Genomic DNA, 14,131 nt, shown 5'->3' with positions numbered 1-14,131 from the left:
TTTTTGGTGCACGGACGTCTTTCTGCCTCATTAAAGGACCTAAAACATACCACTGCGCGTATACAATACCTGGTGCAAATACAAAGGTGGTTAATCCGTGAACTACAACAAACCCATGATAGATCTTGTGCAGGAAATTCGACGTAGAGTACCCAGTGAAGACAAACCCAGTATAAAACTAGCCAACCCCGACCTATTAAGCGAGTTGGTTATTTTGTATCAAAAATCTACAGACAATGTGATGAAAGCCCTCACACGTGAACTAATGATAATGGCAGGCAAAGAATGGGAAACCAGACTGGCCACAAACACCGCAGCCAAGGGCAAATATATTACCCACACCTACCGCGGCCAAACTCAACTACTAGAAAAACCGCCCACAACCCCGCCCCCTGTGCCGCGCGAAAAGAAGCGCTTCTATAGAGGCCAAGAGGTACTTGTATAATTTAAGACTAGGGGCGCATTGCGCTTCAGACTGATGACAAACCTGACTTAGGTAACACAGCGAGTAAATTCTTAGGGTGAAAGATCAAAAATGCTCAATTCATGGACGAATTGAGCAAGTTATAGGGACATATTCATACGTTTTTTGAACTTTCACTCTAAGAATTTGCGGATTTAGAATGATCAAGCTCTTCGCAGAAATAATAGAGGGGTTTATCAATAAACTGGGGCGCATTGCGCCTCTATGCTTCAAAGCGCCTGTAGAGCCAGCTCCTTATAACGAAACGATCAAAAATCACTCAAAACAAAGCGGTTGTATTTAATCTCGTTATATAAAAAAGCTATTTTTTACCCGCAATCTAGAATTAATTAGCCTAGTTCCCCGCCAGCTATCAACTAACCTTAGTGGAATAGTTTGTTTTCCCCTAAGGAGTAACTGTGAAATACCCACTATTTGTAGTTTTAGGACTCGCCGCCACCCCACTTTATGCAGGCACTGGCAGCTCAGCCAGCGGCACTAACTTCACTTCCGGCCCTAGCGGCAACCACACAGCCCTTTTCTCTGCAGACCACAACCCTGCAATGAATAACTTTATGGTGCACGAAGAAGAAACCTATCGGTTTAACTTCGGCCCAGCATTTAGCTATGGCATAGAGCTTGGCGACGTAGGTAACTTCGCAGATGATCTTGATGACCTTATCGATATTATTGACGACCCAGACAGCACCGACGAATCTCCCTCAGATGTGTTAGAACGCTTTAACAGTGTTTTAGAAAATATGGGGGAACACGGTTATATAAAAAATACCATTAATGTTAGAGCCCCTGTGCTGCCACTATTTTACAAATCAGACCGGTTTGGCGGCACCTTCTCAGTCGATTTCAGTTTGGACGCCACAATAGGTGCGCGCGTACTCGATGACGAATTGAAATACGACCAAGATAAAGACTACCTCACCAACACCGCTATTTATTTAAAAAGTGGTATCGAAAAGCGTCTGTCATTTGGTTACGGCCGCGAGTTATGGTCCTACAACGACATGGGAAAACTATACGGTGGTGCTCGCTTAGATATTTCCAACATGGAGCTAAGTAAACAAGTTATGCCGCTTCAAATGCTAGACGGCAGAGATATAAGCGACGTAATGACGGACGAATACGATAAGAACTTAGTGTCTACCACTGCCATGTCTGTCGATATTGGTGTTGTGTGGGATGCCGACTTTTATCGCCTTGGCCTAACCTTGGCAGACATCAATTCACCTAGTTTCGATTACGGCGCAGTAGGTGTGAATTGTGACGAACGCGAACCAGGCTCCACAGAGCAATCGGCATGTTACGCAACCGAATATTTTATTGAAGTAAAAGGGGACCTAAAAGCCTACGAAACTCATACTAAGCATGCGCGCGCGACTGTTGATGGCGCACTGCATATAGGCAATAAATGGTGGCTCACCTCTGCACTAGACTTGGCCGCATACGACGACCCCGTAGGCTTTGAAAACCAATGGTTTCACCTAGCCGCCAGCTACGAAACCGGCGGCTTCTGGCTGCCCTCTTTACGCTCTGGCTATCAAGTAAATTTAACCGGTAGCGAAACAAGCAGCCTAAATGTGGGCGCAACATTTTTCAAAATGCTGAACTTTGATATTGAGTACGGTTTAGAAAGCGTGGAAGTGGACGGCTCCACAGGCCCAAGACGGCTAGGATTTGCCCTAAGCTTAACCGAACATTTTTAAGCCATTAGAGAGATATTACGCATGAAAAACTTAGACACAAAATTCCCCAAACGCGCCTTAAGCGTATTAATGGCTTCTGCTACAACACTTGCTTTAATAGGCTGTGGAGGAACTGGGCAAGACGACCAAACGCCTTCTACTTCGTCTACGCAGTTTTCTGGGGTTGCTATCGACGGCGCGCTTGCCCGAGCGACGGTATATTTAGACTCCAACAACAATGCCACGCGCGACCCGTGGGAGGACTATGCTTTTACCGATAATGATGGCTACTACTCTTACAACCCTAAAACAAATACAGATTACTGTGCTAGCTCTGCGCCTGCTAGCGAAAAAATATACTGCCTCAAATCGTCTCGATCATTCTCCAACGTGGTTGTCCGCGTCGACGGTGGCTACGACCTACTTACCGGCGAGCCCTTTTTGGGGCAGATGAGCCGCAGAATAGAGCTAGAAGAATCAACAAGCTCTGTGGATAGTGTTGTCTCCCCGCTTACAACGTTGATGACAAATGTTGAGAGTAACGATGATAGAAGTAACGTATTAAATGCACTGAGGATTAGCGAAAATGATTTAGATGTTAATTATTTAGACTCCGATGGTACGGGCAGTGTAAATTCTAGCTTGCTAAACACGGCGCTTAAGGTGCATAAAACAGTTACAGTTTTATCTGACCGATTGAATGACAATTACGAAGAGTTGAATAATGAAGTAGGCACAATGAACGACCCAAGCTCTGAGGTTTACCGCAGCTTAGCACAAGAGCTTACTGCCAATTCCGACACAGGGTTAGACAATATTCTGCGAGATACACAAGCTTTAACACGCATTATGGATAACTCTGAGAGCGTACTACGGGACTTGTACGAACAAAAGGAATTGGATTTACCTGCAGATCTCGGGTCCTCCGAATCGCCCGATCAGTTTACTCGAGTGGTGAACATTACAAGCAACATACCCAATATTGTAAACAGACTAATAGACCCTATTAGCACGATCGATACTGGCGGCGCTCAGGGCCGCGCAAGAGCATTAGAAACGTTTGTGATTAAAAGCGTAAACGAAGGGCGCAACGACGACTCGTCTATCGACAACGCGGTTAATTTTTTCACGAATGAAGCTAATACCACATTAGTTGATGCGTTAACATCTGCTTTATCGGGTGAACGAGGGGATCTTTCAGCGCTTTTAAACAACGATTTTAGCGGAAGTGATTTCGATAGCGAAGAGGAGATAAATCAAGCATCGCGATTAGATGATAGCGCTCAACCCCTATCGCTATTAGCTGGTAGCACCTTAAAAGTATCAGATTTAGATTTAGGCAGCGCTCCCAACGACCTAAAAGATGCGGAAGTTGAATTTTACTTTACGGGTGACACAGATGCCATTTCTGGTCAGTTTACATCCTGCGTAAAATTCATAGACGGTGCGAGTACCGATGGCACACTAGGCGAAGGCAATAGCCGCGGTGAGTTAGTGAACGGTTACTGGAGTATGCTCGGAGCCAGTTCTGACAACCGTTCTTCATTTTCCGTACTGCTTACCATCGAGTTCTTAGGCGCTACATATCAAGCCATTCTTAAACCCAATGGAACCGCAACAATCGCCAACACCGAATATGAACGAATTCGTTTTGATTTTGATGGTGAAATTAAAAATTGGTACAGCGTAGACGGATTAACCACAACAGAGATTGTACCTACGTCGAATAAGGATTGCGAAACACGCCTACCTTCGCGCGTAGGCATCTAAACCTCAACTGTTTGTACTTAACCGCTAAAAAAATGGCCCTTTCAAAGGGCCATTTTTATTTCTGCTGTTAGCTATTAGCAAGTGCTTTAATCTTCTGCACCATAGATCGCAAGCCATTGCCGCGTGTTGGGCTTAAGTGCTTAATCAAACCTATTTCATCCAAATAAGCTTCTATATCAAAAGCTAAAATGTCTGCGGGGCTCTTGCCGTTGTATGCTGCAAGTACTACACCCAGCAACCCTTTTACAATAAAGGCATCGCTATCTACTTGAAACCAAAGTTTGCCATCAATAGCTACACCATCTATCCATACCTGGCTTTGACAGCCACGTACAATATGATCGTCGTCTTTTAGCTCATCATCCATTGGGGGTAACTCTTTACCCAAATCGATAATGTATTTGTAGCGTTCTTCCCAGCCGTCGAAAAAACTCAGCGTATCAATTATTTCTTCTGGGGTAATTGTTGTACCAAAAGGATTGGTTTGAATCGTTTCACTCATAACTATATTTACAACTCTTAGTAAAACATACCCGTTTCTAGCTGGGCTTCTTCCGACATCATATCGCGGTGCCATGGTGGGTCGAACACAAGTTCCACCTCAACTTTTTTAACATTTGGCACAAGCGCCACGCGATGTTTTACATCGCCCACTAACACTGGCCCCATACCGCAGCCTGGTGCTGTTAAGGTCATTTCAATGTGCACCGTGCCTCTTTGCTGGTCGGCTTTCATTTGGTAAATCAAACCCAGCGCGCGTAGGTTTACAGGAATCTCGGGGTCGTAAACAGATTCCAACGCTTCCCACACTTGCTCTTCATTAATTTTTCCATCGCCGGCATCTGCAAAATTTAATTCATATTTAGGCAAACCCAACGCATCTGCATCTGTGCCATCTACACGCAGCATATTACCTTGGTACACCACGGTGTAATTACCACCAAGCGATTGGGTAATAGTAACAAAATTATTCGCTGGAATTGTTATTGGGTCGCCAACCGGTACAAGTCTCGCGGGGCAATCCCGACGAGTTGTCGCCATGCGCTGTTCAGCCATACCTTTTGTACCTTAAACCTTATACGTTAAAACTTTCGCCACAGCCACAAGCTGCTTTGACGTTTGGGTTGTCCATTATTAAGTTGCGATTAATGCCTTCTAGGCGGTAATCCACCACCGTACCTTTAATCGCATCCAATTTGGCTGGGTCAACAAATACGGTTACGTCATTGGGCAATGTAATGGTTATATCGCCGTCTACTGGCGAGTCAATTTCGTCAATTACGTACATAAACCCAGTACAGCCACTTTCTTTTAAACTTAAACGCACAGCGGCCTTACCGCTCTGCTTTAGCTGCTTAGCAAAATGCTCGGCAGCAGCGGGCGTAACTTGAATAGCGTCCGATACACTAAACGTTTCAACACTCATTTTGGCTACCTATATTACAAATTGGTGGAACTACTTGGCTTGCTAAACGCTATACATTACACAAGAAATGTTTTTGCTTTTTCTAGCGCTTCAAACAATCGATCTACATCATTGCGATTGTTGTAAAAAGAAAACGATGCTCGCACAGTGCCCGGTATACCTAAGCGTGCCATTAAAGGCTGAGCACAATGGTGACCTGTGCGCACAGCCACCCCCTGCTGATCGATTAGCATGCCTACATCTGAAGGGTGCGCACCATTTAACAAAAAGCTAAACACGCCGGCAACTTTTGGCGCTGTGCCTACACGAGTTAACCCCGCAAAGCCTTCAGCTTTTTGCCATGCATACTGTAACAAATCATTTTCGTGAGCGACTGCCGCTTCGCGATCAAAACTATTTAAATAATCTACCGCGGCTGCCAACCCAATAGCACCGGCAATATCTGGCGTGCCCGCTTCGTATTTGTAAGGCAATGCATTGTAGGTGGTGCCTTCGAAACTTACTGTCTCGATCATTTCACCACCGCCCTGATACGGCGGCATTGCTTCGAGCAAGTCGCGCTTACCCCACAATACGCCAATACCTGTTGGGCCAAACATTTTGTGGCCAGAAAAAGCGAAAAAGTCGCAGTCTAGCGCCTGTACATCTACAGCCCAATGACCAACCGACTGAGCGCCATCTATAAGTACTTTGGCACCAACTTCGTGGCTTAGTGCCACAATCTCTTCCACTGGGTTTACCGTACCGAGCGCATTAGACACATGCCCTACCGATACAAACTTAACAGGGCCTTCATTACTTACTAACAAGGCTTTAAAAGCATCTAAATCGATTGCGCCGCTATCTGAAACTGGAATAGCTACAACACTTGCGCCTTTTTCTTGCGCTACCATTTGCCACGGCACAATGTTGGAGTGATGCTCTAAATTAGACACCAACACTCGGTCGCCGGCTTCAAGGTTTTGTTTACCCCAAGTAAAGGCCACCAAGTTAATAGCCTCTGTAGTACCGCGAGTCCACAATACCTGCTCGCGACTTGGGCTGTTAATAAACGCCGCCAAAGTATCGCGTGCACCTTCAAAGCCAGCTGTGGCTTTATCACTTAATGCGTGGGCACCGCGGTGTACATTGGAGTTGTAGCCGCGATAATAATCGCTAATAGCATCTATAACCGCATTAGGCTTTTGTGTAGTGGCGGCGTTATCCAAATACACCAACGGGTGACCATTCACCTCTTGATGCAAAATAGGAAAGTCTTCGCGAATTTTTTCTACATCAAACCCTTTCACAGCGTTGCCAGCCTGCATCATGCAATGTGCCTCACTAACGACGGTTCTTTGGCGAAACGATTGGCCAAAATGGGACGCAAATAAGTACCAATTGGCTCTAACGCAACATCGTTAATTAATTCGTTAATAAAACCATAGCTAAGCATTACTTGTGCTTCGTCGAGCGAAATGCCACGCGTGCGCAAATAATTAAGAGATTTCTCATCCAGCTGCGCAATGGTGGCACCGTGTGCACAGCGCACATCGTCGGCATAAATCTCAAGCTCGGGCTTGGTATCTATTTGTGCTTTATCACTGGTTAACAAGTTTTTATTGCTTAATTCAGCCAGCGTTTTTTGCGCATCTGGATGAATATGAATGCGCCCGTTAAATACCGCGTGCGCGCTATCGGCAATAATTCCGCGAAAAGTTTCTTGTGAAGTACAGTGAGGCACGGCGTGTTCTATGCAGGTGTGATAATCAATATGCTGATTGTTTTTTGGCAAATACACCCCATTAATTTTAGAGGTAGAGCCTTCACCTTGATGCTGCACTTCAATATCTACGCGTTTAATTTTGCTGCCAAACGCCATATGAAAACTGTCTAAGTCTGCAGAGCGATCTAAGCGCACAAACACGCCACCAATATGAATGGCATCTTCTTGCTCTTGCTGCAAACGGTAGTGCTGTAAGCGCGCATTTTCGCCTACGTTAAATTCAGAAACACTATGGGTAAAGCTATTTTGGGCTTCGTCGCCACTTACAAACTGCTCGATAACGCAGGCGCTTGCACCTGTTTCTAGGTTTACCAATAAGCGGTGCGGCACAGTAAAGGCAGAGTCTTGCGCAGTGGTCATCCAAACAATGTGGATAGGCTTAGCCACTTGTTGGTTTTTAGCCACATTGATATACACGCCGTCGTTAAGTTGCGCCGTGTTCAAACCAGAAAATTCATATTTAGTACTATTAACTAGCTGCCCAAGCTGTTCGTTAATGGCTTTTTTCTGCGCATCGCTAGCATTGGAAAATAGCGTTAACTCTAAACCCGCAACATTGGCGCGCGCTAAATCGTCGGATAAACTGGCAACAAATTGGCCATTCACGAAAACAAGTTTAACAGCCTCTAAACCGGCAATGGTTAAATGCTGCGGCAACGCTTCTGGCGCCGCCCCAATATTGGCTGCGCGCAAGTAATCGCCCTGCTCTAGCGCACGCAAATTGGTGTACTTCCAGTTTTCCGTTTTACGGGTAGGAAAACGGTGACCAAGCCAAGCTTGTTTACCTTGCTGTGTTTTATCTTGCAACCATGTAAGCGGTGAAGCAGCTATGGCCGCAGCGTTTGCTATAAAATCTGACATTAAGCAACCTCGTTTTCTAACCAGCCGTAACCCTTCTCTTCTAACTCTAGGGCCAGTGATTTATCGCCAGACTTAACAATTTTGCCGTCGGCCAATACGTGTACGAAATCTGGCTCAATGTAGTCGAGCAAACGTTGGTAGTGGGTTACAACAATAAAAGAGCGGTCGGGGCTGCGCAGTGCGTTTACACCTTTAGCTACAACTTGTAGGGCGTCGATATCTAAGCCTGAGTCTGTTTCATCAAGAATGCATAGCTTGGGCTGCAACAACATCATTTGCATTAATTCGTTGCGCTTTTTCTCACCACCAGAAAAGCCCTCGTTAACGCCGCGCTTTAAAAACTCTTGCTTTAAGTCAACTTCTTGACAGCGCGCACGCGCTTCTTTTAAGAAAGAAACCGAATCGTAGGCAGGCAAACCTTGGTGCGCGCGAACAGCATCTACAGATGCCTTAAGGAATTCCATATTACTTACACCAGGAATTTCCACTGGGTATTGAAAGGCTAAAAATAAACCTTCGCGAGCGCGCTCTTCGGTTTCCCAATCGAGTAGGTTTTTACCGTCGAACAATACTTCGCCGTCAGTTACTTCGTAACCTTCACGGCCAGACAGTACATTGCCTAATGTACTTTTACCTGCACCGTTAGGGCCCATAATCGCGTGAACTTCGCCAGGTTTAATTTCTAGGTTCAACCCTTTAAGGATGTCTTTTTCCTCTACGCGAGCATGTAAGTTTTTGATAGACAGCATGTGTGACTCTCCGGTACTAATATGGCCCTTGCGCCAATGGCAAGGGCGACGAGATTTAAGGGGAAGTGTAAAAATGAATATCGCGCGGGTAAATTAACCTACCGAACCTTCTAAACTCACTTCTAATAGCTTGCCGGCTTCTACCGCAAACTCCATGGGTAACTCTTTAAAAACTTCTTTACAGAAACCGTTAACAATCATAGACACAGCTTTTTCTGCATCGATGCCGCGCTGCTGGCAAAGATAAAGTTGATCTTCACTCACCTTAGAGGTGGTGGCTTCATGCTCTACCACAGCGCTTGGGTTTTTACTTTCGATATAAGGAAAGGTGTGCGCTGCGCATTTATCGCCAATAAGCAATGAGTCGCACTGGGTGTAGTTTCTGGCACCGGTAGCGCCTGGGTTCATGCGCACCAAACCGCGATAAGCATTAGAGCTTTTACCTGCAGAAATACCCTTAGAGATAATGGTTGAGCGCGTATTTTTACCCAAGTGGATCATCTTTGTGCCGGTATCGGCCTGCTGATGATTGTTGGTAAGTGCTACAGAGTAAAACTCACCTACGCTGTTATCGCCTTTTAATACACAGCTTGGGTACTTCCACGTTACGGCAGAACCGGTTTCTACTTGTGTCCAAGAAATATGAGCGTTGGTGTGAGCAATGCCGCGCTTGGTTACAAAGTTGTATATGCCGCCTTTGCCTTCGGCATCACCTGGGTACCAGTTTTGTACCGTGGAATATTTGATTTTGGCGTTATCTAACGCAACCAACTCAACAACCGCTGCGTGCAATTGGTTTTCGTCGCGCATTGGCGCAGTACAGCCTTCCAAATAGCTTACGTGGCTGCCTTCATCGGCAATAATAAGTGTGCGCTCGAACTGACCGGTTTTAGATTCGTTAATACGGAAGTAAGTAGACAGCTCCATTGGGCAGCGTACGCCTTTTGGAATGTACACAAACGAACCATCACTAAACACTGCACAGTTTAATGCTGCGTAGTAGTTATCTTTTTGCGGTACAACACTGCCAAGGTACTTTTTAACCAGCTCTGGGTATTCGTGTACAGCCTCAGAAATTGGGCAAAAAATAACACCGGCCTCAAACAGTTTTTTGCGGAAGGTTGTGCCCACAGATACAGAGTCGAATACGGCGTCTACCGCTACACCCGCAAGCATTTCTTGCTCGTGCAGTGGAATGCCTAATTTCTCGTAAGTGCGCAAAAGCTCTGGGTCTACTTCGTCTAAGCTTTTTGGCTTGTCGGCCATGCTTTTAGGCGCGGAATAGTAAGAGATTTCGTCGAAATCAATTTTCGGGTAGCTTACGTGCGCCCAATCTGGCTCGTCCATTTCACGCCAAGCACGGTAGGCTTTTAATCGCCACTCCAACAGCCACTCTGGCTCGTTCTTTTTGTTGGAGATAAATGCAATGACTTCTTCATTTAACCCTGGTGGCAAGGTATCCGATTCAACATCGGTGATAAACCCTGCGGCATAATCTTTTCTGATTAAATGGTCGAGTTGTTCCTGAGACATATAAGAAACCCGTAATTACGTGTAATTTCTAAACGGCTTTTGTAAAGCTATTTAGGCGTATCTCACCGGTGGTGATTTACGTAGGCTGGTAACTGCTGCAGTAATTTTATCTGCAGCCATTTTCACTTCTGTTTCGGTGGTGTACCTACCCAAGCTAATGCGTAAAGAGCTGTGGGCTAACTCGCTTGGTACACCTATAGCGCTAAGCACATAGGATGGCTCCAAGCTGGCGGAGGTGCACGCCGAACCGGTAGAAAGCGCTATATCGCGCAGAGACATAAGTAGCGTCTCGCCTTCTACATCGGCAAAACTAATATTTAAATTGCCAGGTACGCGCTGCTCTTTAGAGCCATTTAATTGCCAACATGTAAGCTGCTGCAGTTGGCTTAAAAATAAATCGCGCAATGCTAAAAGCTGCTTGCTCTCTGCAACCATTTCTTGCTTGGCAATGGCGGCAGCTTTGCCTAAGCCAACAATTTGGTGCGTAGGTAGCGTACCAGATCGCATACCACGCTCGTGGCCACCACCGTGAATTTGTGCCGCTATATTTACATCTGGTGAACGCCTAACGTAAAGCGCGCCGATACCTTTAGGGCCATACATTTTGTGGGCAGAAATCGACAGTAAATCGATACACATACTGGCCACATCTATTTCTACTTTGCCTGCACTTTGTGCTGCATCCACATGAAATAAAACACCGCTGTCGCGACAGTTTTTACCAATACCGGCAATTTCGTTTATTACGCCAATTTCGTTGTTTACATGCATAATGGAAACAAGGCGCGTTTGCGGGCGCATGGCTTCTGCCACTTGTGCTGCGCGAATTACACCATCTGCGGGTGGTGTTAAATAAGTCACTTCACAGCCTCTACGCTGCAGTTCTGCGCAGGTATCCAATACTGCTTTGTGCTCGATGGCGCTAGTAACTATATGCGGCACAGTATGATGTGGCACTACATGATGCGTCACAGTCGAAGATGCTTGCTCTTCATTTTGCAGTAACGCTTCTAACGCGCCTTTTATAGCCAAGTTGTTTGATTCTGTGGCGCCACTTGTCCAAACAATTTCGCGCGTGTCGCAACCAATAAGTTTGGCAACATCGCCACGCGCAATTTCTACGGCCTCTTCTGCCTGCCAACCAATTAAGTGCGAGCGCGATGCGGGGTTACCAAAATTACCATCGCGGGTTAGGCAGCCAATCATTGCTTCGGCGACTCGCTCATCCACAGGTGTGGTGGCGGCGTAATCGAAATACATGGGTTTTTGCATCATGGGCTGTTTTACTTAGTCTTCGTCTTGCAGGTGGTTTAATCTATATTCGCAGTGGTAATAACGTCATCGGGCTTGGCATCTAAGCCGGCTTTTTCACGCATGTTTTGGCGATTCGCCACCGATTTAACATCTTGCCGCGCCAATAGGTCGGCCAAGCTAATACCACTTAAAAAAGTGTGAATTTGATCGCTCAGGTCGCTCCAAAGGTAATGGGTTAAACACACTTCCCCTTGCTGACAATTGCCCTGCCCACCACAGTTAGTGGCATCGACGCTTTCATTCACGGCATCGATAATTTGCGCTACGTGCACGTCTGCAGCCGAGCGATTAAGCTTATAGCCGCCACCAGGCCCTCGCACAGAGGTTACCAGTGTACTTTGTCGCAATTTGGCGAACAGCTGCTCTAAATAAGACAGCGATATTTGCTGGCGACGAGATATATCTGCCAAGCTGACAGGGCCAGACTGGGCATGCAGCGCTAAATCTAGCATCGCCGTTACGGCGTATCGGCCTTTCGTTGTTAGTCGCATAAGCTACCGAAGGTTAAACTTTGTGTGCATTATCGAATAACCTAGCATTTCAATCAAGTATATAACCTACTGTTTTAGTAGGTTTTAGCCTTATGGCCCCTTCTGGTATTACTTCTCACCCTTTAATTTGGCAATCTCTTCATTTAGGGCCTCTATTTTGTTACCTGAATGGTAAATCTGGTTCTGAATAGATGTGAGCATACCGCGCAGAATGCTAATTTCCATTTCATCCATACGTATACGGTTAAACATACGTCGAATGCGGGTAACGGTTTGGCGTGGGTTGGATAGATCTAAGAAATCCAGCTTTGCCAACGTTTCCTCCAAGTGCGCGTAGTAGTACTCCATATCTTGCTGCTTGGCAGGCGGCACATCCCAATCGTCAAAATGAATGGGCTTACCCTCTTTTTCGGCCAAATGCGTCATGCGAATCTCGTAGCACAACACCTGAATAGCAGCCGCAATGTTTAGCGAGCTGTAATCTGGGTTTGACGGAATATGCACGTGATAATGGCACTTTTGCAGCTCTTCGTTTGTTAACCCGCGGTCTTCGCGACCAAACACAATTGCCACTTCGCCCTTACCGGCCTCTGCCCAAGCTTTATCGCCACACTCCCGCGGGGTAAGCAATGGCCAAGGAATTCTGCGCTCACGCGCGCTGGTGCCAACAACCAAGGTGCAATCAGCTATCGCTTCATCTAGGCTACCCACCACCACTGCATCATCTAGCACATCCGTTGCACTCGCAGCGCGCCATACTGCCTTTTCCGCGGGGTATTGCTTAGGGTCTACCAAATACAGTTTACCCAGCCCCATGTTTTTCATAGCTCGCGCGGCGCCGCCAATATTACCGGGGTGTGTAGTGTTTACCATTACGATTCGAATGCGATTGAAATTGTCGTGCTCTGCCATGCGTGTTACTCAATTCTGTGTTTACGGCCTACAACGCCTGCGGGTCCTTGCTGGCCAAAACTGTTGGCCGCGCTGCTCAAAAGGCGCGCAGTTTAACAGACACTGACTGCAAACGCCTACGCCAATTGCTATTAAAGCTAGGCAGATGTTGCTATAATGCGCGCCCTGTTTTGCGATGGCAGTGCTCATCGCTTGTTCTATACCAATTTGAATCCCGCTACCGCATCCTTTGCTGCCCACCGTGGCCGCCAATATTGATGCGACCTTAGCCCTTGGCCAGTGAGACATACCATGGAACCCATGTTAACAATTGCGCTTAAAGCAGCGCGTAAAGCCGCCGAACTAATTGAACGCTCTTTCGAGCGCGTTGACCTAGTGAATATAGAAGAAAAAGGTCGCAACGATTTCGTCAGCGATGTAGATCGTCAAGCCGAGCGGGAAATCATCTATCTTCTTAGCAAATCCTACCCCGACCACAAGTTTCTCGGTGAAGAATCCGGCCAATCTGGTGCCAAAGAAAGCGAATACGAGTGGATTATCGACCCACTAGATGGCACCACTAACTTTTTACACGGTGTACCGCACTTCTCTGTATCTATTGCCTGCAAATACCGCGGCCAAATAGAACACGCAGTAATTGTAGACCCAATGCGTCGCGAAGAATTTACTGCCAGCCGCGGTAAAGGCGCCATGCTAAATGGCCGCCGCTTGCGTGTAACCAACCGTCGCAACATGGATGGCGCACTTATTGGCACCGGCATTCCGTTCAACGGCTATTCGCTTGAAAATATCGACTCTTACCTTGCTTGCGTAAAAGAGATTGCAGGCCAAACAGCTGGCATTCGTCGCCAAGGTTCCGCAGCATTAGATTTGGCCTATGTGGCCGCCGGCCGCTTTGACGGCTTCTGGGAAATGAATTTAAACCAGTGGGATATTGCTGCAGGTGTACTTTTAGTAAAAGAAACCGGCGGATTAATTTCTGACTTTAAAGGCGGCAACACCTTTTTAGAAAGCGGCCATGTAGTGTGCGGTACACCCAAAGTATTTAAAGGCTTGCTACAAGTAGTTGGCAAGCATATGGGTAATGTGAAGTAGTACTTAAGCGCCAGCAGTAAAAACTAAAAAGGCTTGTCGCTAGTACGACAAG

The 14,131-nt window shown here is 46.4% G+C and carries 14 protein-coding genes; 4 read left to right on the top strand and 10 right to left on the bottom strand.

The window, feature by feature from the left end; all coding sequences use genetic code 11:
* Nucleotides 1-97: 97 nt before the first annotated feature.
* The 3 genes from SDE_RS07455 (at nucleotide 98) to SDE_RS07445 (ending at nucleotide 3,933) form a co-directional block, all read left to right on the top strand.
* Nucleotides 98-445, top strand: a complete 348-nt coding sequence (locus tag SDE_RS07455; protein ID WP_011467905.1) for a hypothetical protein — start codon at nucleotides 98-100, stop codon at nucleotides 443-445.
* Nucleotides 446-882: 437 nt separating this feature from the next.
* Nucleotides 883-2,184, top strand: a complete 1,302-nt coding sequence (locus SDE_RS07450; protein ID WP_011467904.1) for a conjugal transfer protein TraF — start codon at nucleotides 883-885, stop codon at nucleotides 2,182-2,184.
* Nucleotides 2,185-2,205: 21 nt separating this feature from the next.
* Complete coding sequence (locus tag SDE_RS07445) at nucleotides 2,206-3,933, top strand: hypothetical protein (protein WP_011467903.1); 1,728 nt, start codon at nucleotides 2,206-2,208, stop codon at nucleotides 3,931-3,933.
* 67 nt (nucleotides 3,934-4,000) lie between these two features.
* On the opposite strand, the gene SDE_RS07440 is transcribed toward SDE_RS07445, so the two are convergent.
* The 10 genes from SDE_RS07440 to trmJ all read right to left on the bottom strand — a co-directional run bounded on the left by SDE_RS07440 (nucleotide 4,001) and on the right by trmJ (nucleotide 12,984).
* Entirely contained in the window at nucleotides 4,001-4,435 is a 435-nt protein-coding gene (locus tag SDE_RS07440) for a SufE family protein (protein ID WP_011467902.1), read from the bottom strand.
* A gap of 17 nt (nucleotides 4,436-4,452) precedes the next feature.
* The gene (sufT, locus tag SDE_RS07435; RefSeq protein WP_011467901.1) at nucleotides 4,453-4,989 is read right to left on the bottom strand and encodes a putative Fe-S cluster assembly protein SufT; all 537 of its coding nucleotides are present in this window, start codon (nucleotides 4,987-4,989) and stop codon (nucleotides 4,453-4,455) included.
* Between the two features lie 19 nt (nucleotides 4,990-5,008).
* A complete protein-coding gene (locus SDE_RS07430; RefSeq protein ID WP_011467900.1) occupies nucleotides 5,009-5,359 on the bottom strand; it encodes a HesB/IscA family protein in 351 nt (116 codons plus the stop codon).
* 56 nt (nucleotides 5,360-5,415) lie between these two features.
* Nucleotides 5,416-6,669, bottom strand: a complete 1,254-nt coding sequence (locus SDE_RS07425; protein ID WP_011467899.1) for an aminotransferase class V-fold PLP-dependent enzyme — start codon at nucleotides 6,667-6,669, stop codon at nucleotides 5,416-5,418.
* Entirely contained in the window at nucleotides 6,666-7,985 is a 1,320-nt protein-coding gene (gene sufD / locus SDE_RS07420; RefSeq protein WP_011467898.1) for a Fe-S cluster assembly protein SufD, read from the bottom strand. Before sufD ends, SDE_RS07425 begins: the two co-directional genes overlap by 4 nt.
* The gene (gene sufC, locus SDE_RS07415; RefSeq protein WP_011467897.1) at nucleotides 7,985-8,734 is read right to left on the bottom strand and encodes a Fe-S cluster assembly ATPase SufC; all 750 of its coding nucleotides are present in this window, start codon (nucleotides 8,732-8,734) and stop codon (nucleotides 7,985-7,987) included. Before sufC ends, sufD begins: the two co-directional genes overlap by 1 nt.
* Nucleotides 8,735-8,827: 93 nt before the next feature.
* Complete coding sequence (sufB, locus tag SDE_RS07410) at nucleotides 8,828-10,267, bottom strand: Fe-S cluster assembly protein SufB (protein ID WP_011467896.1); 1,440 nt, start codon at nucleotides 10,265-10,267, stop codon at nucleotides 8,828-8,830.
* 51 nt (nucleotides 10,268-10,318) lie between these two features.
* Nucleotides 10,319-11,539 (bottom strand): IscS subfamily cysteine desulfurase, encoded by a 1,221-nt coding sequence (locus SDE_RS07405; RefSeq protein WP_041324390.1) that lies wholly within the window; start codon nucleotides 11,537-11,539, stop codon nucleotides 10,319-10,321.
* A gap of 38 nt (nucleotides 11,540-11,577) precedes the next feature.
* Nucleotides 11,578-12,072, bottom strand: a complete 495-nt coding sequence (gene iscR, locus SDE_RS07400) for a Fe-S cluster assembly transcriptional regulator IscR (protein WP_011467894.1) — start codon at nucleotides 12,070-12,072, stop codon at nucleotides 11,578-11,580.
* 108 nt (nucleotides 12,073-12,180) lie between these two features.
* Nucleotides 12,181-12,984, bottom strand: a complete 804-nt coding sequence (gene trmJ / locus SDE_RS07395) for a tRNA (cytosine(32)/uridine(32)-2'-O)-methyltransferase TrmJ (RefSeq protein ID WP_011467893.1) — start codon at nucleotides 12,982-12,984, stop codon at nucleotides 12,181-12,183.
* 291 nt (nucleotides 12,985-13,275) lie between these two features.
* Here trmJ and SDE_RS07390 point away from each other — a divergent pair, with 291 nt between their 5' ends.
* Nucleotides 13,276-14,079 (top strand): inositol monophosphatase family protein, encoded by an 804-nt coding sequence (locus tag SDE_RS07390; protein WP_011467892.1) that lies wholly within the window; start codon nucleotides 13,276-13,278, stop codon nucleotides 14,077-14,079.
* Nucleotides 14,080-14,131: the final 52 nt, after the last annotated feature.

Origin of the sequence: Saccharophagus degradans 2-40 (genome assembly GCF_000013665.1) — a bacterium.
Taxonomy (GTDB): Bacteria; Pseudomonadota; Gammaproteobacteria; order Pseudomonadales; family Cellvibrionaceae; genus Saccharophagus; species Saccharophagus degradans.
This window is presented reverse-complemented; position numbering and strand designations above follow the sequence as displayed.

Bases quoted from the DNA above. Each gene is read 5' to 3' on its own strand.
- SDE_RS07390 (WP_011467892.1), top strand. From the start codon at position 13,276: ATGGAACCCATGTTAACAATTGCGCTTAAAGCAGCGCGTAAAGCCGCC.
- sufD (WP_011467898.1), bottom strand. From the start codon at position 7,985: ATGTCAGATTTTATAGCAAACGCTGCGGCCATAGCTGCTTCACCGCTT.
- sufB (WP_011467896.1), bottom strand. From the start codon at position 10,267: ATGTCTCAGGAACAACTCGACCATTTAATCAGAAAAGATTATGCCGCA.
- sufT (WP_011467901.1), bottom strand. From the start codon at position 4,989: ATGGCTGAACAGCGCATGGCGACAACTCGTCGGGATTGCCCCGCGAGA.
- sufC (WP_011467897.1), bottom strand. From the start codon at position 8,734: ATGCTGTCTATCAAAAACTTACATGCTCGCGTAGAGGAAAAAGACATC.
- SDE_RS07425 (WP_011467899.1), bottom strand. From the start codon at position 6,669: ATGATGCAGGCTGGCAACGCTGTGAAAGGGTTTGATGTAGAAAAAATT.
- SDE_RS07405 (WP_041324390.1), bottom strand. From the start codon at position 11,539: ATGCAAAAACCCATGTATTTCGATTACGCCGCCACCACACCTGTGGAT.
- iscR (WP_011467894.1), bottom strand. From the start codon at position 12,072: ATGCGACTAACAACGAAAGGCCGATACGCCGTAACGGCGATGCTAGAT.
- trmJ (WP_011467893.1), bottom strand. From the start codon at position 12,984: ATGGCAGAGCACGACAATTTCAATCGCATTCGAATCGTAATGGTAAAC.
- SDE_RS07445 (WP_011467903.1), top strand. From the start codon at position 2,206: ATGAAAAACTTAGACACAAAATTCCCCAAACGCGCCTTAAGCGTATTA.
- SDE_RS07440 (WP_011467902.1), bottom strand. From the start codon at position 4,435: ATGAGTGAAACGATTCAAACCAATCCTTTTGGTACAACAATTACCCCA.
- SDE_RS07430 (WP_011467900.1), bottom strand. From the start codon at position 5,359: ATGAGTGTTGAAACGTTTAGTGTATCGGACGCTATTCAAGTTACGCCC.